Genomic DNA, 19,962 nt, shown 5'->3' with positions numbered 1-19,962 from the left:
AAAATTAAAGTGGTTCAAGTCGGAGGAAGGCACCTTAGGGTGTCTTTTCTTTATGAAAAAACGCATTAGGCGTCATTGTTTATAACATAAAAATATTATGTTAACAAACTCTCTAAAATATGTGCATAAAGCTAATTCTCCTATTTGATAAGACAAGTCCAGTATAAGAAGTTAGTTTGTGGTAGGCTTTTAATACATTAATATTTCAGGAGGTTTTTATGATGGTAGATACTAAAAGAGAAGATATTATTTTACGAGAAACCATTAACGATAATTGTTATGAATTGCTCGTTGCAAATAATGGACCAGGATTCAATCATTTTGTACTACATGTGGATCACGACAATAATTTATTCCACATCTTTGATCCTATTACCCTCGCATACTTAGATTATGCCCGTGGTACAGCTGCCGATCAGCATTTTTATGGTAATAACCTAAGAGAAAAGATTTGTTCTTCTTTAGAATTAGATCCTTCAACATATGATAAAGTATTGATCTATACACCAGATTCAAACGCTGATGGGTTCCATATTCAACCTCACGGATTCGGAGTTCATGTTCCAAAGAAATATGATACATATGAACCATTTGTTATGCTGGCAAAGACTACAAGGTAAATTAGAACCTAAGAGAACTTATAATTAGTACGTTACTAATTGTAATAACGCTAGCATGTCGCATGAAGGAAAGAAGGGTAATTACCGAAGAATTACTCTTCTTTCCTATTTCCCTATGGATCTATTGGAGCAATTTAATGATGGATTATACACGAAAGAAAAGATAATCGGCTTAAAATCGCAATCTCGGCGACTTTCTATATCCAAAATGCAGTACGTGAAATTATATTTTACTATGAATGGTTAATTTCAACTCCTTCCAACTAAAAATAAATAGATTGAAAATTCAATTTATAATGTGCATAATATAAAAAAATGTTAGAATTAACATGTCTTATTGTGTAATAAATTGTAAATTAATCAAGATTCGTGAAATTTAATATCTTTTTTGCGAGGAGGAATTTTTTTGACTTTTATACGTGACATTATTCAACCTATTTTATTTTTAGTTACTTTTGTTTTACTCTTTTTTATTCTTGTATTAGCAGATAAACTATCAGGATTAGGACTTTCTAGTAATAATCATGCCTTGGAGTCCCTCTATTCATTTTCAGTTTTATTAGCAGGGATTTTCATCTTCCCGTTAATAAGAAATGATTTTAAAAACCGCTTCATTCTCCATAAAAACAAACTATATTTAACCATAGGTCTCCCAATCATAATTGGCATACTCATGCAATTTATCGTCACTTCCATTCGCTTTATCCCTACTTTGCTAGGTCAAGATATGATTGGCATAGGATCAGATCAAATAACATATACATCAGATCTAACCAAAGCAGGATTTCTTTTCTTGGTTTCTGTAATTGGGCCATTTCAAGAAGAATTTTTTTTCAGATATTTGCTTTATGCTGGAATATTTTTAGCGCTTGCTGATTTTAAAGCAAAGTTTGCATGGGTTGAAAAAGTTTACAATGAATTGTTTACACATAAAAACCCCTTATATATATGGGGATGGATATTAGTAACTAATTTAGGGTTTGCATTATTACATGGACCTGACATAACAAATTTCTATGCATACTTCATTCCAGGTATAATTGATGCTTTATTGTTTATAAGATTGGGATTCCTATCAGCTTGGTTAGCTCATGGAGTTTTTAATTTATGCTCAATGACTGTTTTCAGCATCGTATCCATTATATTCTTAAAATAAGCATGTAAATTAAACTCTACAGTTTATGAAATTGTGCATATCTAATACTTAAAAACATCTATTAGATTGTAAAACGATAAAAGGTGAATCCCTTCTCTCGCAAGGGATTCACCTTTTCAACTTGCCCAGTACGGGGGATGTGTAGAAATATTTTTATAACTGTGGATTTTATTAATACCGATCTCTTTATTTTTCATACCCAGTCGTATTTATTTAATCAAGGACTTCATTTCTTATCTTATGAATTTATTTTTTGTTTGTCGTTACTATAAATCTCGATAGTGTATGAATCGCTCCCAATCCATTTACTTACTTCATCTGTTTTAAACAGATCCGTAATTTCCTTTTCTAATTTCTTCCCAAACTCTTTAGCATTTGGATCAGCACTACTGATTTTTGTATTTATAGTTAAAACATACGGCTGTTCTGCTTCAATATTCATTTGATGGATATCAGAACCTTTATACTCATTTTTGGTAAATAGATTCTCCAAAATAGATCCAGTAACTTTATTCCATCTTTTTTCTTTCTCTACAATCTTCATATCCCGTTCTTTTATATTGATTGTGTAAGGCTTAATCCCTTGATTTTTCAACCGATTATTAATTTCTTTTTTTACTTTAGATGAATCTTCAGTATCAGCAATTTCTATATCTAACCTTCTTGTATTCTCATCCCATATAGCAGCACTAACAAAAGATTTTTTATTTACAGTTTTGTTAACTGCATCCATAACTTTTGAACCCTCACTCTTTGGTTCTTCTGTATTCCCCTGGCAGGAACACAATAAAGCGAGTGATAATACAGAAACACATAAAACTTTTCCCTTTCCCATTTAAGTACCTCCTCAAATATTCCTAACTTTGTAATATTCATCATACATGTTACAGTAATTCTATTTTTATATAAAATATTCTTTCTATTATACCAAACTTTGGAACGTACTTTATTCCCTTCCTTTCACATAAATTGTAATAAGATATTGAAAAAAAGATAAATACAATTTAATAGTGAACAAAAAAGCATACTTATATTAATAAAAGAAAAACACTCATTGAGTGTTTTTCTTTTATTAATATAAGGAGGAATCAACATTAAAATCTCCTTATTTATCATATAAATAGAATTTCCAACTTAATGTTTTATTGATGGAAAACTGTTCCGCCACTTAAAGTAATTGTGCCACCATATTCACTCATGTTTGCAAGTTGAAGACTGTAATAATTATATTCTTTTGTAAAATGACCAATTGGTATATTTAATCCACCCGTAAACGTACCATTTACTCTATATCTACCTTCTTGAAATCCATCATGATATACATAGATTCCTAAACCATTGGTATTACCAGGAGACTCTACTGCAACACTTTGAGGTTTTTTAAATGTTGCTCCACCTCTAATCCATAATGAACTACTAAATACCGCTTTACCAAAAGAAGTAGTATTTAAAGCTAACGGACTTACATTATTAATATATTGAAACGCTGCTGTAGGATTAGCTGCGAATTGAGCATTAAACGCCTCAATTTCTTCTTTTGTATAGACTTTAACTAAATTATCGTTCTTATCATACACTTCTACGCTCAATTCTTGGTTTTGTGTTTCGCTAGTTACATTATTTTGTTCATAATTTACAGCAGAGACCGGAGTTGATTCTTCAGCAAACGCAGCTGTTGAAGGAATCATAACTCCTAACGCCATAGCACTTACACCTAATTTACCTAGATTCTTTTTAAACATACTATCATTCTCCTATTCATATTTATTCATAATATAAAAAACAGAGATGTTATGTACATTTCACTAGTTTGTCTGGTATCTCTCATACAATAATACAATATATGGAATAAAATATAAATATGTTTTTACAAAATATTCTATATTCTGATAAATGATACCAAAATACACTTATAAAACAGCATTTAAAAGTTTGAATTACCCGGATTTTGTTAATAATGATGACATGGAGAAGAATAAGGAAAAAAACTTTAATTAATGCAAAGGAGATTCAAGACATGAATTATTCTAATAAGTTTGAAAACCTATTAAAACAGACTTACAATAATACAAAACATGTACAATATGTTCCTCATGCTTTTTTAGGAATTCTTCAAGAGGTAATCTATAATTATGAAATGGACGGTAAACAAAAAGTCCCTCTAAAAACAATAACCAAATGCTTAGAATCAGCTGTAGAGAATAATAACAAAAAGGAAGGCACTTCATTTTAGGAAGCCTCCCTTTCTATTACTATTACTTATAGATGCTCATCTGCTAATTCTTTTATAACTTGTATTTCAGCTTCTTGTTGCAACTCTTGTAACTTTTTAAATGTAGCTTCTTGTTCAATTTCTGTTTTAGAATCTTCCATATCCTGAATCCACTTTTTCATCATATCCAAAGACCGTTTCTGTGATTCTTGAAGAATATAACTTTTATGCTCTTCGATCATCTTGTTTACATCTATTTCCCATTGCTCATCCAAAGACTTTTGAATTCCCCCAGGAGTTAAACCAAGACCTTCTAATAATCCAACACCTTTATCTCCCAAAACAAAACGTTCCATAGCATTAGTTATTTCTTTAATTTCTGGATCTTTATCCATTTGCTTATATTTAATATCAACAATTTTCTTATTCTTCTCCAAAACGCTACACCCCTTCATATCCCCTTTATTTAATTTTATCATTGAGACAGATTGTTTTTCATTTTCTGTTCAATCCAGCTAATAAAAGCAGTGCTCAATTCTTGCGCTTCCAGCCAGTCTTGTAATTTTTTATATTCATACCAATACGCATCTCTATCATCCTGGATAGACTCTAAGTGAGTTAGTGCAGTTGTATAATACACAAATTGTTCTTCAGTATATTCTGTCATCATTTACCGATTCCTTTTTTCTTTTATTATAACAGAGAAGAAGTACTCTACATCTTGAAATATATTGAATAATATTATTCAATTTTGTTATAATGTAATTGACATTTTTGAATAATATTATTCAAAAGGAGGGCATTATGACTACTATCAACGCCGTAACCCAAGAGTTACATAAAGCATTTGAATTGTTTAACGAACGATTCTTTGAGAATAAACTCCCTATACCAGCAATTACGATCCAAACCTCCCGGCATAATAAGCTAAGTATGGGATGGTGTTCAGTTTATCCTATATGGAGCGACAAAAAAGGAAATAACAAACGATATGAGATCAATATTAGTGCCGAATATATCGATCAAGATTTTTTTGAAACAATGGATACTCTTATGCATGAAATGGTGCATCTCTATAATATTGTTCACGATATCCAGGATTGCTCACGAAACGAAACATATCATAACAAACATTTCAAAAATCGCGCTATAAAGAGCGGTTTTGAATACGAAGAAGATAAACCAGATCCTAAATATGGCTGGTCCTTTGCAAAACTTTCCCAACAAACAAAAGATATAATCTCTCAAATGGATATTGACCAATCTGTTTTTTCAATTGCTAGACGTCTTCCTAGATACCTGCAGCCGTTCGAAAGTAATAATAATCTGGCCAGTTTTAATCTCGGAATTGATCCTGGTACAAATACTGAATTTGATATGCCGGACTTACCAGCTGTAGCAAAGAAAACCACATGGAAATGGACTTGTCCTAAATGTAATGTCATCGTACGATCTACGAAACCACACGTTCACATTAAGTGCGGAGATTGTAACCAGACACTAATCGGTGAAGATGATTAATTCTCTCCAACCTTAAAAATATATTGAAAGTTAAAGATAATTTAAGAATAAATAACCCACTCAACGAAAGTTGAATGGGTTATTTATTCTATTTAATTAAGTAACGTTGAGGGCATTTTAAAATTTCTAGATTTAACATTTGTTATCGTATACTTTTAATACCCGTATACTGACTTCTTGGATATAGCACGTGAAATAGAAAAAATAATAGCTTCTCGATTGGTCACACTATGTTCCATAACTGTTTCACAATATATTTCTATGGTATTTTTTTGTTTACGGAGAAACCCCGCATCCGCCTTATCATCTATACAATCAGGAAGAGAAAGCCAATCCCCGAAAAAATAAAATTTATCACAGAAGGGAAGGTATTCTTTCCATTTTTTATCGCTTTTAAAATCTTGTTCAGATGCTTTGACCTCTACAAATACAATTTCATTCTTATCATTAAAGGCTGCGACATCCACTCGCTTCCCATTGAATAAGATTACTTCAAAAGCAACTACATATCCCTTTGAATACAACCATTTCCCAACCTTATCTTGTAATTCACCATGCTTTTGAATCTCTTTAACTGACAACATATTAGAAATATTCACAGCTTCAAAGAATGAATTGACATTAGTTTTTCTTAGATCCTGAATTTCTTTTTCAATATCTTGCATTCGGTTTTCTGCTCTTTTTAACTCTTCTTTGGTTTGCTCAATTTTCTCTAGAAGGGGTTTATCAATTAATCGAATACCATTTTTATAATACGGTGTAAGCGATGAAAAATACCCCTTATTTATTTCTCTTTTTTCCTCTTTTTCATAATCCCAAACGATTCCCCCATGATTCTTTTTTCGCTCTAAATATGCACTCACAAACTTATCTAAATCATTAATTTCATGTGCATATTTCAATTCGTTATATGTGATAATTCCCATAGCCTTTAATTTTTTTTGAAATAGCGAATCTAGTCGCTTTATTAGTACCCAATTTTTTGTTTTTTGTATATTCTCTTCGCATATATGCCGATAGATCCCAACATGTTCAAGTAAAAACCTCCTGGTCTCTTCATCATATTTTTGAAAGTCTACTGTTAATGTTACAATTTCACCTTGAATAGATTTCAGTTTTTCTAAATTCCCTTTGATTTCTTTTTTACTTTCGTCTAAGTGCTTAATCTTAAAATTTATTTCTTTTTGAACTTCCTGTAAACTATTTCTCTTTTCTTCTAACGCTAGGGCCATTTGCTTTAGGTGATCTCTAGTAGTATTCTCTGTCACAAGAGATAAAATTTCTTCAAGACCTTCCCAATCCTCGTTTTTAAACAAGTCATTGATTGTAAGCACTTTTAATCCTAGCAATTGAATTTTCATGTTCGCTAATTCACTTAAATATTTATTAGCATTCAATGTAATTTTTAAATAACGGGATAATCGTTTAGCTTGATCCAATGAAACATCATATTTTAGCGGAATATCCTTAACTTTAATTTTTTTATCATTTAGTTTCCTTATAATCTCTAGACTTAATTCATCACGACCAGTAATCATCACTATCCCCCCTTACAAAAAGTGTACCGCACACTTTTTTAGTTTAACTAGCATTCCTAGTAAAATCTAGAAAATCAGCTTATAAAAAGTCGGATTCCCATCCCTACTGATTATTAGTTGAACCAATCTAGCATTAACGGGTCGTTAATCCTCCACCTAACTCCTTTGCTTTCGCTGAATTTTGAGGTGGGGTCTTATTGCCCGTTAATGCGGGCTAAAGCCTAAAAACACGAATGATGTTTCTTGGCCAAAATCCCTGAATGTATTAAATTACGAACTTTAACCTCCCCTGGTATCCAGGTAAACGGGTGTTAAACCCGTACAATAAACTTGAATATTAGTTTTCAAGTCTTCATTTCAAAAAACGGGTTGAAATTCTCATTATTGGGGTAGCGTCAGGATAATGGGCTTAACGTTGTAAATCCGCATTTTCCTGACGCTACCCCTTATTATCCTATAATCAGTATGACTGTATGAAAGTTGCTGTATCTTCTATTATTTTCATACACTTTGATATTTCTAAAGAAAATTAGATTGAATTTTCAGTTTAATTTAGTTATAATGAAAACGAGTTGAATTTTTAGTCTGTCATCGAATTCCTTACATACAAAAAGATTGGGTTATCCCAATCTTTTTGTATGTAAACGAAGCATTATATAATTAAACTCATTATTTAAAATCACATTCATATTATCCTTGCAATTTTATTTAAAACTATAATATTATAAAGAATATTGAGTCTAGACCACTCAATTTCTGATAGTAATAGCTCATTTGCCGTCAGAATATCCTAGCGAAAGAATCCTGCTTTTTGTAGGGTTCTTTTATTGTTCCTTCAATATAAAATGTAATATAGTATAAGCCATTCTGCGTGATGAACATCCTCTTTTAAGCGCTAAACGGTGTAATCGTTTCTCTTGAAATTTTGACAATTTAATTTCTACAAAGTGCTGAAAAGCCTGGTACTGACGTACCGGAATATCTTCCATGTAAATGTAATCCAATCCCTCTATTACCAACTCCGATGCAATATGATCCATCTTCTCATCGTAAAGAATCAATCCCTGTAGTCTTTCATACAAATCTGGTTCTAAGGAAATTAGTAACTTATTAGTATTCTTCCGCAGTACTTTTTTTTGCGCTTTCCAATAGGCTTGTTCTTGTAAATGTGCATGTATCATGTTAAATCCCTCACTTTATCAATTTATTTAACAATCTACTTTCCCCCTAAATTACCGATTGACTTTATCAGTTATTTCTCACTGTATCGATAGCCGCTAGACAGGCTGCAATGCCAAGACGAGCTTCACTATATATCTTTTTATTGACCGTCAAATACCAACATCCATTTTCTTTTACCGTAAACAAGTCATCATACTGTCTTCCTAATTTCTCTAAAATAGCCGTTGATTCTTCAACTGGATTAAAGTATTTAATCGGCATTCTTATAAATGGTGTATTATTCTTACCCCAATATCCACCACATTTTTCTAATCCTAAAAACTCTCTTGCAATTACATGATCTAATTTTTCTGTTGCGATTGATAAATCACGATATGGAATCCACCAATTAGACGAACTCATTGCTACAAACTCTTTTGTAATTCCGTTATACAAAATTTGGCATATACTAATCCCTTCGAAATCGTTTTGTGTTACAACAAAATCAGATTGTTTTAATGGATTTCCTTTCTTATCTGTTGTTCCTATTTCAAACTCTTCACCTTTTAATAATTGAACCGACTTCATCATTTTGAATTCTCCTTTTTATAATTTTATTTTTTAAAAACCGTACATAATCCCTGATAAAACATATGTGAAGAGAATCATAAAAATAGATAATCCAAAGAACCCATAGAACCAAATTTGATCCGAGAGATTTTCTTCAATACCAAAATAGACATTCGACTTTTTGTAATTTTCAGATAATAAAGAACGGATTTTTTTAAAGGATTTAGTTTTTTGGTGCGGTTGTGTTAAAATAGACTCACCAGACGTGATTTTAATAAAGGGTTGTTTCATGACAACCATCCTTTCTAAAATTATGTTTGTATACAAGAGAAAGGTGTTTTTCCAGGCTGCCAGGCGCGGAAACATCTTTCTCTTTTATTTTCACTTCTTATTTTTCGGTTCACCAAACCATTCATGCATTGCATCAATTGATACAAGCCATGTTTTCTGATCTCGTTTATAGATGCGGTTTGGATCACGAGGTGGTTCAAAACACTTAATTAAACCACGCTTAATCATACTGTTAATCTGTTCTTCCTTTACTAAAGATGGTTTCACCTTATTCTTCACTGTTTCATAGGGGATTCCCCATCGTATAGCTGCTTCCTGAAGAAACATGTACTTATCGATTTCTTTCATGAACAATTCCCTTTCTAACGCTGTAAATAAATGTTCTTTTGGTTGATGTTTGCAAATAAACAGGCCCTTTGATTTAAGGAATATGCATCACTTTGTATTTTTCCCATGCTCGTGGGCTGCACTTACGATACTCAAGATAGTGTTAATAGAGCTTTGCTCAAACCCTGATAACCATAAAACTGTTCGCAATTCGTTTTTTGTCAACTGACGACCGATGCATTCTTGTAAGGATTCCACAAGCGGCCTGTATTGATTCAGTTGCCATTCTTCCATTACTTCCCCTAAATCCGACTCAACCCATTCGGCACAACCTCGGTTATTAATCCCTTTATAGTTCAAATTCACTAATAAACACCCCTTTCAGTTGAACATTTTGTGTCTAAAATTTATTTTTAAATTGAACCTCCTTTCAATATAAATTTAACCTATATAGGTTAAATTTGCAAGCATTTTCCTAATTTTTATTTCGAATTTTTTCGACAAATCAAAAATTACCTATCGATATCATTACTGCAGACAATCCAAATTTAATTATTAAGGTTAATCCTTCAGTTGGACTAAGACCACTTTCTATTATAATAACTAGCGTTGTTTTTCCAGCACCAATCGCACCAGATACCCCGTTCCAACAACAATCACTTACAATATTTTTTGGATTTCTTCCCATGCCTGGCCATACATTTTGGCATGTTTTACTGTTAATAGCGAATTATCAAAACGTTCTTTTCTTGGCGGTAACATATGGACCATAAATGCATGTAAAGGCTCCTTCGTATTTAAGATTGCAATCGAATAATGTTTAGGTGTTCGCAAAGCATCCTCTACTGTAAACGTGGGATGTAACCTCTCTTTTGCAAGATCAAAAGTTCCTTTATGATCGTTAGCGAATAAGAATTGATTCACACCACCAGCAATAAGATTATCTCGTAAATAATCGGGCAATTTCCCCCAATGATGAAAAGCGAAAATTGAACCCAGACGCTCTTTCCTCCCTTCAGTAGCTATTCTACCCATTAATTTAGCAAGGCCCTTAGATTCCACTTGCTCTGGTTCATTGAAAATTAAGAAGCACCCATGTTTCTCTTTATCTTCTTCACTCATTAGCATTCTAGTCATCAATACTTTTAAAGTAACCCAATGAGCCAATATATTACTAGCAGCTCCTAACCTTCGCTTAGGCATTCGAATGATAATCACCTTTCCTTCTTTCATCCACTTCTCAAAATTCACCTCTTCTTTTGGTTGTTGAGCAAAGATGTCATGCAGCGTATCATCTCCAAAGAACATATTTAATCTGCTAAGTATAGCATCACACTTGTTGCTTAACGCCTCATTGTCACCCCACTGTAATAACTCTTTTGCTAATCTTTCATATCCTTCTTCAAGTAATTCACTTATTCTATCAACCCTATAATCTTCATCTTCAATAATCTTTTTAATATTATAAAGCGAACCTTTACTTGCCTTTGCAGCTTCCATTAAATACTTTTCCGATCGCGCTAAACCTTCTAGATTCATAAAATCAATCATTTCCAAAGCAAACCTAGATCCACCTTTCCTACCCAATTTCTCGATAACTTCAGTTAAATCTAAAGGAATAATATACTCTTCATTCGCTAAATCTAAATCAATAATTTTTTCTGGTGGTAAAAGATCACGTATCCCATCCGCCATTCCTTTATGCCCTGGTTGACATATCCAATCCGGAATAACAAATGAAATATTATGTTTCATTGCACCTTCATAAACAAAATTTTGAATGCTATTATCTTTACCGCTCCCCTGCTTTCCAATAAAGGTATAGCCAGTATAAAACTCCTCCTTTTGATCCGCTTGCAATCCCACTTTTATTTTTTTATCCTTATGCTCTGCGTATCCAATCAATAAATTCTTTTTACTTTGCAGCACACTTGGAATATCAGTTTCCGTTCTTTTCTTTACATTCAACGCATCCTCATATCGTCTTTGAAGCTCGGCAGTAGGCATTTGCATTGCCAATTTAGTCATCTCATCAGTCGAGACCAGATTCACATTACCGTTCATTTTCGTACGTTTAGATAAATGCAGGGAGTTTAACTCGTTGATAACTTCTTGCTTTCTTCCCTTAATATTGACCTTCACGCCATGCAGCTCATTATTGTCGGCAATTTCACTAAAAGAAAGAGCTAAAGTTTCACTTATTGTCTCTCTTGTTAAACGATCTTGTGAGTGCGCTACGATACGGATGTGACTTTTAAATACCGGATTATTTAACTTTTCCCGACTCGCTGTACTGACATACCGTGCATTTATTTCATCCTCTAAACTGAAAGGCTTTGTGATTATCTTTTCTTTGCTATATGATTTATCACTTTTAAAAAACGTGTTAGATAGAGCATTAAATAGATCTATTATCAGGAAATTCACTTCATTCACAAACCCACCAAGAGCCTTTTTAGAAGCCCCTAAAATCACTTTAGAGTTCATAACGGCTCTTTGTGGGACTTTCCCTTTAGACAATTTCTCATAAGCCCACTGAGCATTTTTAATCCATTTGCAGCGATTTTCCGCTTCATTACAAATACTTAATCTGGCAAAATCCCCATCATACTGTAATTCATCCAAAGTGTTCATAATCGCTGCAATTGGTGTTTTCTGTTCACTTATATTTGTATTCATGCTAAATATATCGTGTTTTAAATATTTTAACTCCTGAACAATCGTATTCCTTTCCGGAATTCTTATTTGTTCAATCGATGCCTCCTTAATCGTAACATTCATTTTATTTTCTAATTTCCGTTTTAATTTAACCGCTTGATATTCAGAAGTAGAAACATAAAATTCAATATTTTTCTGACCGTTTTTTTGCTTAAATATCACATCGAACCAAAATAAATCCTTTTCCCTATACACAAACCGTAAGCCATCGCGCTCTAATCGTGTACCTGGTGCTTCATACATTTCATACATCTTATAGATCGCTTTCCACAAACGCCTGGTGTTATTTGAAACATCGCTATGTGGAATGATACGATACACAACCATTTTGTTTTGCTCCGTTCTAAAAAAATCTGACCAGGATATCGTTTCCGCCCACTTCCACCACTTCTGTTTCTTCTTAGGTATTTCTGCTGGTACCCCACCGAGATAAAGCGCAGGATAGTAAAATTTTTGTTCTTGATCTGGCACTCTCTTTTCATCCACTTCAAACACCTCCAAGTATTGTAAGCGCAAGGATTAAAAGTGCTGTATACCAACTAATCGTTTTCATCATACTTCCCTTTCCTAGCATAGAAGAGATAATTATAAATGCACCTGCAGCTAACGTGGCATACCCCATCAAATCAGGAAGATTGATAACAAACCAATCCCATAGCAACACACAACATTCTTTAAAAAAGTGACCAATCGGTTTTAATATAAATTCAATTTCTGTGTGAACAATGCTATCGCTGAAGTGATTCAAAGTATCCATAAATGAGCCCTCTTTCGCTTTTTCACCGATGTAACCACCTGCATTAGCTAAAACCATTTTTCCACCATCTAAGATGAATTTCATAATTGTATCCTCCTTATATTCCTTTTAAGAAGTCCCGAATATCTATTGCGTGTCTCGCTAACACATAGCCGCAACAAACTCCGATAAGGATTTCTAAACTTTTAGTTCTGTGACCCAAAGCCCAACTTGCTCCACTAAAAATAATAACGAGTACTACTCCTGAATCGAAGGCGTTCATAATTGCTCCGTGAACATTTCCAAATGTGGTATTAACAGTAGCTGCAAGTGCCACTTTTGGCAGAATCATAATGAGCGAACCGGAAGTAGCTGTAATAATTTTTTTAAACACGTTACTATTATCTTTCCCCTTATTTTTGTAGCTCTGATCCATGAAATCACGAAACGGTATTACTTCTGTTTTCGCCATGTTGTACACCTCTCACATATTATTTTTTTAAGTGGGCATGCTAAAGGTTAATTATCAATTAAAAATGGAGGGTTCTCTTATGCATGTAGCTATTGCCGTAACAGTTGGAGCAATCATTGGAGCACTTGTTAATGTTTTTGTGGGATAGAGGGAATGAATGGCAGTGAGCTTGGTGAAGCTTGCTGTTTTTTCGTTTTTTCTTTAAGTTTCTTGATTCGTTCGGATGCGGTTGGTTTATGTGATATTGGATTACTTTTCGATCCGGACTCTTGAATTATATCTTGCTTCATTATTTGATGTTGTTCGGATTGATTCTCTTGAATCTTCCCTTCTTTTTTCATGTCTTCCCAAATTAATTTCTTAGCATATCCGCTAAAATTACGACGTTTGACGTGCTTTAGCATTAATCTATCCTTCTCATTTTTCTCATTAAACGCGACCGGTTTGCTAAACTTAGCCATCTATAACACTCCCTTTGGTAGTAGCGGTAATATCGTTTATGGTAAAGGATATTACGTACTGCTCGAACAATATTCAATCTTTTTTGAAGTTTAGAAAGTTTGATTTTTGGACAAGCTGATTGAAAAAAGTAAAAAAGGAGCGTTTAATAATGTTTGGGTTAGGAAAACGACGTTCGAAGTTCGGTAAATTTTTAGACAAGAACGGAATTTCACAACAAGACGTAGTAAGAGAGAGTGGCGTTAATAGAGGGACAGTCAGCAGGATTTGCCAAGGAGATGCTTTTTCTCCTTCTATGAAGAATGGGCAAAAGATTATTAAAGCATTAAGAAAATTAACAGGTAGAAATATCGATTTTGATGACTTTTGGACTATGTAAAACGATGTTACTGGTATTATCAAAATAGGCATAAAAAATAGCCCTATTTTTGCAGTGGACTTGTTGTTTAGCTATAAGCGCGCTATACGCTATTAGCTATATGCTGAAAATCTAGAATTGTTGCATGTACATAAAAATTATTTTGAAATGTACCTGGCATTAACTATCCAGTTACATTTTTCATAAACTGAATATCCACATCGCGTTTTTAAAGAGATTTAACGATAGGGTTATCCATAAAAGAAAAGATAATCGTCTTAAAATCACAATCTCGGAGACTCCATTTTATAAAACCCATATACTTTTCATCATTTAATGTCTTTTTTCAAAAAAAAATACATTTCACAACAATCAAGTCCTTATAAAAAAATCACCTCGATTGAAGTGATTTTTTATGACTTAGCAAAGTTTCGTTTTCTTTGCTGCATGTATTTTTTCTTTTCTCGTTCCAATTTCCAAAATCGTAATAGCACAATCACAAATCCTATCGGACCAAATATTGGTGTCATTACAAAGAACCACCCCAATACTGAAGCTTTCAAGAACAAGTAAATAAACCATGCCTTGTCTGTCATCATAAATACCGTATCTGAAAAGAAAAAGCTTTTTACTTCATGTGCAAATATCCTGGTGAAAGGAAAGAAAATCAAGTTAACCGTCATTAAAGTAATCATACCTGTTTCATAAGGAGGGATTACCCACCTGAAAAATAAATAGATCAAGATCCCCCACATATATGTCTTAACAAGATAACGCGTATTAATAGACTGACACGCCCTAAACATCATAAACATATTCCCACCTCCTTTAATACATATCACTTTTTTATATATCCTTATACTCATATCTTTATCAACGCTTTTTCAGTTTCATACCCTAACTCTAATTGATAAAATTCTTCTAATGATTCTACAGCTCCTGCAAATTCTAAAATCTTAGGAATTTCTTTTCTTGATTGATAATAAACTGTTTTCGCTTGTGGTATTTTATGATCGGATTGTATACACTTCATTCCAACATCTAACTCATTATGTAACACACGCACAATGTTATTTAATACATCGACAGAACCATGTATACGCAAACGAGGTCGGACATACATTCCTTTTTTATTAAATACAAAAAATCTAAAATTTTGTACAAAAGGTAACCAAACATGAATATCATTTATTTTCCCTATGAAAATTGCATTTGAACATTTTTATGAGATGATATAACATTTATGTTTCTCAATATTCTCATATAACAAATGGCTTTTTGATAATGTAGACATGCTTTTTCAAATTGACCTTCCTCTTGATAACAAGTTGCTAAATCAATATAAAATATAGATAATTGTTTATTATCTTTTTGATTTTCAAAAAAAGGAATAGCTGTTGTCTCAAGAAAAGCTTTTAGATTTGTTTGATCAAAATATAAATAATTTTGATATAAAAATAAAAAATGTAATTTAGGATATTTTTCTGTAGATTTTAAACCTTGATCTAAGATCCTTTTAGCCTTAGAAATTTCTAGTTTATTAAAAAGATAAATCATATCATCGTATAATTTTTCTAATTTGAGTATTTCTAAATCTATTGTATTATTTTTGATTTCCTCCAATCTTTTATATAATGATTTTTTAATTTTACGACTTGCAACTAGCTTATTATTTTCAATTTTACTTAAATAAGATGCTGTACATATTCCATAACATAGGGCTTCTTGTGTAATTCCATGTTCTAGTCGTTCTTTGAGAAAGAATTCTCCTGTATTTTCATTCTGATTTGCTTCATTAGACTTCAGTAACTCCATTCGCTCTGAAAACAATTGTATCATCTCAGGTTTAGCCTTAATTTTATTATTTTCAATAAGGCTTAAATGAGCTGTTGTACATATTCCGTCACATAATTCACTTTGGGATAAATTATATGTTTTTCTAAATCCACGAATTTTTTCACCAATTGAATTCAATATCATATCCTCCCTAAATTTTATTCCAATTTATATACTTACGTTGGCATATCGTAATCATCTTCTTTTTTCCTTTATTCACTCGGGTTTTAAACGCTTTCTTTTTTCCCGTTGCAAGGTACTTACACTAATTCCAGTTTTTCTCTCCACTTTCCTATAAGATTCTGTTTTTAATAAATTAAGAGCGTGTTCCATTTGCTCCATATTATATTTCTTTGGTCGTCCCTCTTTAAAATTAGGATTCAACTTAGCGATTGCTTTTCCTTCTTGTGTTCGTTCTACAATCATATCTCTTTCAAATTCAGCAAATGCACTCATGATGTTAAACATCAATCTACCGGTTGGCGTATCTTCCACTAATCCCATGTTGAGTATGTGGACTTTAACACCTTTATCAAATAACATTTTAATCGTTTGGATTGCATGTTCAGTCGAACGTGCAAAACGATCTAATTTTGTTACAACAAGTGAGTCCCCTTTTTTTAGTACAGAAAGTAGCTCCTGGAATTTTGGTCGATCAAACTTTGTACCTGTAAATTTTTCAGAGTAAATTTTCTTACAACCTTCTTTTTCTAACGTTTGAATTTGAGATTCCAAATCCTGGTTCAAAGTACTTACCCTAGCGTATCCATATTTAGCCAAAAAATCACCTTTTCTATGTTCACTTTTGACTATAAGTTTTGATGTAAGTCAATATATTGATTTTATCACATCTTAATGATATGTTCAAAACTTTTAAGTTTTGAAGCTATTAAAACCAACGACCTCTTTTTATACATATCTTGACTGAACCTTCATGTGCAATTTTTAGCAGTATATATTTCATATCAATAATAAAAAATAGTAATAGAGCATCAAAAACAATGCTCATTTTGTAATAATAAGGAGGGGCTTCTTCATGTGTCCAGATAATAAATTAGGTGGATATAGAGGTTATGAATTAAGAGATAATTCCAAAAACAACAGAAGTGAATATTCAATTAACAAATCATCTAATCGTTCCATTACTATCGATGTAGGAAAGGAATCTCGACAGAACGATAGAGACAGAACAGATTCACGATCTAGAAACAATACATCTTATTATGGTGGCGGCTCTATTCGATTCTAGAAGTTAAAAAGGAGTAAGATGAAATTTCCTCTTACTCCTTTTTTAATAAGTTGTTACAAATTTATGTCTGATTAGAAATATATTAAAAATCTCATTGAATTTCGTTTTCACTTATGCAATATACAGCATATAGTATCTCACTTGTTTAAATTACAAATAATATCATTAAATTAAATTGCCCAATTTAGCAGGAGAAAGAACTTTTTCTTGTATTGCTTTAATACTCATTTTAGTTGAATCATGATCTTGCGAAGGAATTGTATTATTAGCTCGAAACTCTTCAATTGAAGTTCCCATTATACTTCTAATAACTTTAAATTCAACTGTTCCTTTTGGGTCTTTTGTCTCTGTTTTGTAGCCGCACCCATACCCCACATGAAAGTTCTTTAGTTTATAATGTCCTTGATACGTTACTTTAATATTTCCAGTAAAGACTCCATTTTCCAAAGTTGCATCTGTGAATTCAACAATACCCATTTTACCATCTATCCAAAATTCAAGTCCTTTACAATAACCCCCTGCTCTTTTTGTAACATTATCAATATGGTCACTGAAATGTTGGTTTGAAATTGCGTTAGAAAAAGCTTGCTTTAAAGTTTCTAAATTCAAATTAATCACTCCTTTTTATACAATTACCCACATAGATTTTGTATTTTTCAACAATAATATACGTTGAAAAAATACCACAAAAAAGGTTTAATTTTATAGACCTTTTTTGTGGTATTTTTATGACCTCTATTCAATCATTACACAAATAGAGAACATTAACTTCTCCGTTCCCCCTTTTACATAACAAGCCAAAACATGTACCACAATCATAAATAAAAAACACATAAGTAACATTATCCTGTGTAATAGTAACGTATATAGAACTTATACATTCTAAATTCAGAGCATTAAAGGAGAGAACACATGTATTTTATTGGCCAATCTTTTCTTTTAGTTTTATGTGGAATTTCCCTATTACGGATAGCGGGAAGAAAATCCATTTCACAAATGACATTAGCTCAAACGTTTATTATGATTTCAATTGGGACAATTATGGTTCAACCCATTGTAGACAAAAGCATATCAAAGGCTATTATAGGCGGCGCTATTTTTGTAATCACAGTCATTGGATTAGAATATTTACAACTGAAATACAACTCAATTGAAAGGTTCATCATAGGAAAGCCTAAAATCATCATAGAAGATGGCACCTTGCATATAGAAAATTTAAAGAAACTACGAATGACAGTAGATCAATTAGAAATGAAATTACGCAACAATGGAATCTCACGTATAAAAGATATTAAAACAGCAACTATAGAACCAAACGGTCTATTGGGATATGAATTATACGAGGAATTAACTCCATTAACTACCCAAGAATTCAAACAAATCATGAAATCTTGTGGATTTGATTCCACAGAATCCTACGAATCAAATCTACAAGAAAGTCTTTTCACAGAAATAAAAAATCCTCAAAGAAATCAACACGACTCACTTAAATAAAGAATAATTAAACCGAAAACTTTCTTTTTAAGGAATTAGCATATTTTAATTTTCTCTTTTCGTTACTCCTCTTTCTATATGCAATTTACAACTAAAAATTTGCGGAAATCACATCTGAAATTAATCGACATTAAGTTTTGAATATTCCTTCAAATTAAGTTATACTAAGCTAAAGAGACAAGTCTCCTTCAGGCTATGTTCGTTATAAAAACCAATTCCCTATACAGGAATTGGTTTTTATAATTTATCCACCATAATCATACAACACGTTTGCGGTTTACTATCCCTAATAAAAATCTTTTTATGTTATAATTTTTATAGTGACAAGTCTCTTCTATGTATACACACCTTGTCACTAATCTTCTATCGTTATCTTTTTCGCATCTTAAAAGAGCCATAATCCCAACCATTAGGGATTATGGCTCTTTTTTCTATTCTGCAACTCTTTTCTCTGTTCTTTATTACCATAAATAAACTGAAGTTATCATTTAATGCACCCCTCACTTCTCCCAAACACTCTCTATTCCCAAAACTAAATTCATATGCACAGAGTCTAGAAATAAATCCAAAACCCTTAACCATCTCAAACCGCTATCATGTCAAACATTTCCACACAAACACTGTCAGGCTTCATCTATCTGTGTTTGCATATCTACTTAAAGACCTCTTAACCCTTTCATTAAAACGAAAAAGCAATGATTGCTAACTGGGTAGTACATACCTATAAACTATCCAACTTTCGATAAACAGATCAAAAGGAGTGAAAGACTTCCTCGCTAATATCTAACAGTTTCACTACATTGATTGCTGTTAGTAATCAATCTAAAACTGAAAGGAAAATTAAACAAATGAAAACAAATACTTATTCAAACGAAACGAGGAACTCAAACATGCACCTAGTTAGCAAATATGCACACATACTATTTGAAATAAAGTGTGAAACAGATATCAACGATGAATTCTGTCACGAAATGGAGAATATTTTAGACGATAGTGAAACTGTTTTTGCAGAAATTAAACGATTAACTTTAACCGTATTTGCAATGGAATACATACAAGTTTCTAGAAGGTTAAACCAAAATCCCAACAAACAACAACCTATCATTTTAAATGAGAATATTTATAGTAGGATTTTAGTAAACGATACCGATTTAAGGAAGTGTGAACACAAAATCAAGATAAGACGCAAAGAATTGGAGCGTTTCATTTTAGATTTTGGAAACATCTTAAAAAACTAGCGTTAT

General features: G+C 32.3%; 26 protein-coding genes. 7 read left to right on the top strand and 19 right to left on the bottom strand.

Going from position 1 to position 19,962, the window contains the following annotated elements; translation table 11 throughout:
• Positions 1–221: 221 nt before the first annotated feature.
• Complete coding sequence (locus tag DN393_RS30140; RefSeq protein ID WP_149174251.1) at positions 222–620, top strand: hypothetical protein; 399 nt, start codon at positions 222–224, stop codon at positions 618–620.
• Positions 621–1,026: 406 nt separating this feature from the next.
• A complete protein-coding gene (locus tag DN393_RS30135) occupies positions 1,027–1,776 on the top strand; it encodes a CPBP family glutamic-type intramembrane protease (protein ID WP_149174250.1) in 750 nt (249 codons plus the stop codon).
• Between the two features lie 238 nt (positions 1,777–2,014).
• On the opposite strand, the gene DN393_RS30130 is transcribed toward DN393_RS30135, so the two are convergent.
• Positions 2,015–2,611 (bottom strand): DUF4030 domain-containing protein, encoded by a 597-nt coding sequence (locus DN393_RS30130; RefSeq protein WP_149174249.1) that lies wholly within the window; start codon positions 2,609–2,611, stop codon positions 2,015–2,017.
• Between the two features lie 307 nt (positions 2,612–2,918).
• Positions 2,919–3,518, bottom strand: coding sequence for a hypothetical protein (locus DN393_RS30125; protein ID WP_149174248.1), 600 nt, complete (start codon positions 3,516–3,518; stop codon positions 2,919–2,921).
• Positions 3,519–3,793: 275 nt separating this feature from the next.
• Here DN393_RS30125 and DN393_RS30120 point away from each other — a divergent pair, with 275 nt between their 5' ends.
• The gene (locus DN393_RS30120; protein ID WP_149174247.1) at positions 3,794–4,009 is read left to right on the top strand and encodes a hypothetical protein; all 216 of its coding nucleotides are present in this window, start codon (positions 3,794–3,796) and stop codon (positions 4,007–4,009) included.
• Between the two features lie 26 nt (positions 4,010–4,035).
• On the opposite strand, the gene DN393_RS30115 is transcribed toward DN393_RS30120, so the two are convergent.
• Together DN393_RS30115 and DN393_RS30110 are read right to left on the bottom strand one after the other, a co-directional pair.
• Positions 4,036–4,425 carry a hypothetical protein gene (locus DN393_RS30115; protein WP_255449895.1) on the bottom strand — a complete coding sequence of 130 codons (390 nt, stop codon included), beginning with the start codon at positions 4,423–4,425 and terminating at the stop codon, positions 4,036–4,038.
• Positions 4,426–4,463: 38 nt separating this feature from the next.
• Positions 4,464–4,655: a hypothetical protein gene (locus DN393_RS30110; RefSeq protein WP_149174245.1), complete on the bottom strand. Its 192-nt coding sequence runs from the start codon at positions 4,653–4,655 to the stop codon at positions 4,464–4,466.
• Between the two features lie 137 nt (positions 4,656–4,792).
• Here DN393_RS30110 and DN393_RS30105 point away from each other — a divergent pair, with 137 nt between their 5' ends.
• Positions 4,793–5,509 carry a SprT-like domain-containing protein gene (locus DN393_RS30105; RefSeq protein ID WP_149174244.1) on the top strand — a complete coding sequence of 239 codons (717 nt, stop codon included), beginning with the start codon at positions 4,793–4,795 and terminating at the stop codon, positions 5,507–5,509.
• Positions 5,510–5,664: 155 nt separating this feature from the next.
• On the opposite strand, the gene DN393_RS30100 is transcribed toward DN393_RS30105, so the two are convergent.
• The 10 genes from DN393_RS30100 to DN393_RS30050 form a co-directional block, all read right to left on the bottom strand.
• Complete coding sequence (locus tag DN393_RS30100) at positions 5,665–7,047, bottom strand: MmcB family DNA repair protein (RefSeq protein ID WP_149174243.1); 1,383 nt, start codon at positions 7,045–7,047, stop codon at positions 5,665–5,667.
• 824 nt (positions 7,048–7,871) lie between these two features.
• Positions 7,872–8,228 carry a hypothetical protein gene (locus tag DN393_RS30095; protein ID WP_149174242.1) on the bottom strand — a complete coding sequence of 119 codons (357 nt, stop codon included), beginning with the start codon at positions 8,226–8,228 and terminating at the stop codon, positions 7,872–7,874.
• A gap of 67 nt (positions 8,229–8,295) precedes the next feature.
• On the bottom strand, positions 8,296–8,796 hold the full coding sequence (locus tag DN393_RS30090) for a hypothetical protein (protein ID WP_149174274.1): 501 nt from the start codon (positions 8,794–8,796) through the stop codon (positions 8,296–8,298).
• 33 nt (positions 8,797–8,829) lie between these two features.
• On the bottom strand, positions 8,830–9,069 hold the full coding sequence (locus tag DN393_RS30085; protein ID WP_149174241.1) for a DUF3961 domain-containing protein: 240 nt from the start codon (positions 9,067–9,069) through the stop codon (positions 8,830–8,832).
• Positions 9,070–9,159: 90 nt separating this feature from the next.
• Positions 9,160–9,417, bottom strand: a complete 258-nt coding sequence (locus DN393_RS30080; RefSeq protein WP_149174240.1) for a helix-turn-helix domain-containing protein — start codon at positions 9,415–9,417, stop codon at positions 9,160–9,162.
• Positions 9,418–9,504: 87 nt separating this feature from the next.
• Entirely contained in the window at positions 9,505–9,762 is a 258-nt protein-coding gene (locus DN393_RS30075; protein ID WP_149174239.1) for a hypothetical protein, read from the bottom strand.
• Positions 9,763–10,056: 294 nt separating this feature from the next.
• A complete protein-coding gene (locus DN393_RS30065; RefSeq protein ID WP_149174237.1) occupies positions 10,057–12,600 on the bottom strand; it encodes an ATP-binding protein in 2,544 nt (847 codons plus the stop codon).
• Position 12,601: 1 nt separating this feature from the next.
• Entirely contained in the window at positions 12,602–12,955 is a 354-nt protein-coding gene (locus DN393_RS30060; protein ID WP_149174236.1) for a hypothetical protein, read from the bottom strand.
• A 13-nt stretch (positions 12,956–12,968) separates the two neighbouring features.
• Positions 12,969–13,322: a glycosyltransferase gene (locus DN393_RS30055; protein WP_149174235.1), complete on the bottom strand. Its 354-nt coding sequence runs from the start codon at positions 13,320–13,322 to the stop codon at positions 12,969–12,971.
• 128 nt (positions 13,323–13,450) lie between these two features.
• Positions 13,451–13,783 (bottom strand): hypothetical protein, encoded by a 333-nt coding sequence (locus DN393_RS30050; RefSeq protein ID WP_014481828.1) that lies wholly within the window; start codon positions 13,781–13,783, stop codon positions 13,451–13,453.
• Between the two features lie 149 nt (positions 13,784–13,932).
• Between DN393_RS30050 and DN393_RS30045 the strand changes: the two genes are divergently transcribed.
• Complete coding sequence (locus DN393_RS30045; protein ID WP_088106220.1) at positions 13,933–14,160, top strand: helix-turn-helix transcriptional regulator; 228 nt, start codon at positions 13,933–13,935, stop codon at positions 14,158–14,160.
• Between the two features lie 392 nt (positions 14,161–14,552).
• On the opposite strand, the gene DN393_RS30040 is transcribed toward DN393_RS30045, so the two are convergent.
• The 5 genes from DN393_RS30040 to DN393_RS30020 all read right to left on the bottom strand — a co-directional run bounded on the left by DN393_RS30040 (position 14,553) and on the right by DN393_RS30020 (position 17,833).
• Positions 14,553–14,954 carry a hypothetical protein gene (locus DN393_RS30040; protein WP_149174234.1) on the bottom strand — a complete coding sequence of 134 codons (402 nt, stop codon included), beginning with the start codon at positions 14,952–14,954 and terminating at the stop codon, positions 14,553–14,555.
• Between the two features lie 47 nt (positions 14,955–15,001).
• Positions 15,002–15,244 (bottom strand): hypothetical protein, encoded by a 243-nt coding sequence (locus tag DN393_RS30035; protein WP_179958544.1) that lies wholly within the window; start codon positions 15,242–15,244, stop codon positions 15,002–15,004.
• A 92-nt stretch (positions 15,245–15,336) separates the two neighbouring features.
• Positions 15,337–16,119 carry a helix-turn-helix domain-containing protein gene (locus DN393_RS30030; protein WP_255449894.1) on the bottom strand — a complete coding sequence of 261 codons (783 nt, stop codon included), beginning with the start codon at positions 16,117–16,119 and terminating at the stop codon, positions 15,337–15,339.
• A 72-nt stretch (positions 16,120–16,191) separates the two neighbouring features.
• A complete protein-coding gene (locus DN393_RS30025) occupies positions 16,192–16,755 on the bottom strand; it encodes a recombinase family protein (protein WP_149174232.1) in 564 nt (187 codons plus the stop codon).
• Between the two features lie 634 nt (positions 16,756–17,389).
• The gene (locus DN393_RS30020) at positions 17,390–17,833 is read right to left on the bottom strand and encodes a hypothetical protein (RefSeq protein ID WP_149174231.1); all 444 of its coding nucleotides are present in this window, start codon (positions 17,831–17,833) and stop codon (positions 17,390–17,392) included.
• Between the two features lie 303 nt (positions 17,834–18,136).
• Here DN393_RS30020 and DN393_RS30015 point away from each other — a divergent pair, with 303 nt between their 5' ends.
• Together DN393_RS30015 and DN393_RS30010 are read left to right on the top strand one after the other, a co-directional pair.
• Positions 18,137–18,718, top strand: a complete 582-nt coding sequence (locus tag DN393_RS30015; RefSeq protein ID WP_149174230.1) for a DUF421 domain-containing protein — start codon at positions 18,137–18,139, stop codon at positions 18,716–18,718.
• Positions 18,719–19,689: 971 nt separating this feature from the next.
• Entirely contained in the window at positions 19,690–19,956 is a 267-nt protein-coding gene (locus DN393_RS30010; protein WP_255449893.1) for a hypothetical protein, read from the top strand.
• Positions 19,957–19,962 lie beyond the last annotated feature (6 nt).

Origin of the sequence: Bacillus sp. BPN334 (assembly GCF_008368885.1) — a bacterium.
Classification (GTDB): Bacteria; Bacillota; Bacilli; order Bacillales; family Bacillaceae_G; genus Bacillus_A; species Bacillus_A wiedmannii.
The sequence above is the reverse complement of the archived record's forward strand: the minus strand, read 5'-3'. Positions and strand labels throughout refer to the sequence as shown.

What these genes read in the sequence shown, in the direction of transcription:
- DN393_RS30140 (WP_149174251.1), top strand. Translation starts at nt 222, where the DNA reads ATGGTAGATACTAAAAGAGAAGATATTATTTTACGAGAAACCATTAAC.
- DN393_RS30130 (WP_149174249.1), bottom strand. Translation starts at nt 2,611, where the DNA reads ATGGGAAAGGGAAAAGTTTTATGTGTTTCTGTATTATCACTCGCTTTA.
- DN393_RS30125 (WP_149174248.1), bottom strand. Translation starts at nt 3,518, where the DNA reads ATGTTTAAAAAGAATCTAGGTAAATTAGGTGTAAGTGCTATGGCGTTA.
- DN393_RS30120 (WP_149174247.1), top strand. Translation starts at nt 3,794, where the DNA reads ATGAATTATTCTAATAAGTTTGAAAACCTATTAAAACAGACTTACAAT.
- DN393_RS30110 (WP_149174245.1), bottom strand. Translation starts at nt 4,655, where the DNA reads ATGACAGAATATACTGAAGAACAATTTGTGTATTATACAACTGCACTA.
- DN393_RS30105 (WP_149174244.1), top strand. Translation starts at nt 4,793, where the DNA reads ATGACTACTATCAACGCCGTAACCCAAGAGTTACATAAAGCATTTGAA.
- DN393_RS30100 (WP_149174243.1), bottom strand. Translation starts at nt 7,047, where the DNA reads ATGATTACTGGTCGTGATGAATTAAGTCTAGAGATTATAAGGAAACTA.
- DN393_RS30095 (WP_149174242.1), bottom strand. Translation starts at nt 8,228, where the DNA reads ATGATACATGCACATTTACAAGAACAAGCCTATTGGAAAGCGCAAAAA.
- DN393_RS30090 (WP_149174274.1), bottom strand. Translation starts at nt 8,796, where the DNA reads ATGAAGTCGGTTCAATTATTAAAAGGTGAAGAGTTTGAAATAGGAACA.
- DN393_RS30085 (WP_149174241.1), bottom strand. Translation starts at nt 9,069, where the DNA reads ATGAAACAACCCTTTATTAAAATCACGTCTGGTGAGTCTATTTTAACA.
- DN393_RS30080 (WP_149174240.1), bottom strand. Translation starts at nt 9,417, where the DNA reads ATGAAAGAAATCGATAAGTACATGTTTCTTCAGGAAGCAGCTATACGA.
- DN393_RS30060 (WP_149174236.1), bottom strand. Translation starts at nt 12,955, where the DNA reads ATGAAATTCATCTTAGATGGTGGAAAAATGGTTTTAGCTAATGCAGGT.
- DN393_RS30055 (WP_149174235.1), bottom strand. Translation starts at nt 13,322, where the DNA reads ATGGCGAAAACAGAAGTAATACCGTTTCGTGATTTCATGGATCAGAGC.
- DN393_RS30050 (WP_014481828.1), bottom strand. Translation starts at nt 13,783, where the DNA reads ATGGCTAAGTTTAGCAAACCGGTCGCGTTTAATGAGAAAAATGAGAAG.
- DN393_RS30045 (WP_088106220.1), top strand. Translation starts at nt 13,933, where the DNA reads ATGTTTGGGTTAGGAAAACGACGTTCGAAGTTCGGTAAATTTTTAGAC.
- DN393_RS30040 (WP_149174234.1), bottom strand. Translation starts at nt 14,954, where the DNA reads ATGTTTATGATGTTTAGGGCGTGTCAGTCTATTAATACGCGTTATCTT.
- DN393_RS30030 (WP_255449894.1), bottom strand. Translation starts at nt 16,119, where the DNA reads ATGATATTGAATTCAATTGGTGAAAAAATTCGTGGATTTAGAAAAACA.
- DN393_RS30015 (WP_149174230.1), top strand. Translation starts at nt 18,137, where the DNA reads ATGTATTTTATTGGCCAATCTTTTCTTTTAGTTTTATGTGGAATTTCC.
- DN393_RS30010 (WP_255449893.1), top strand. Translation starts at nt 19,690, where the DNA reads ATGGAGAATATTTTAGACGATAGTGAAACTGTTTTTGCAGAAATTAAA.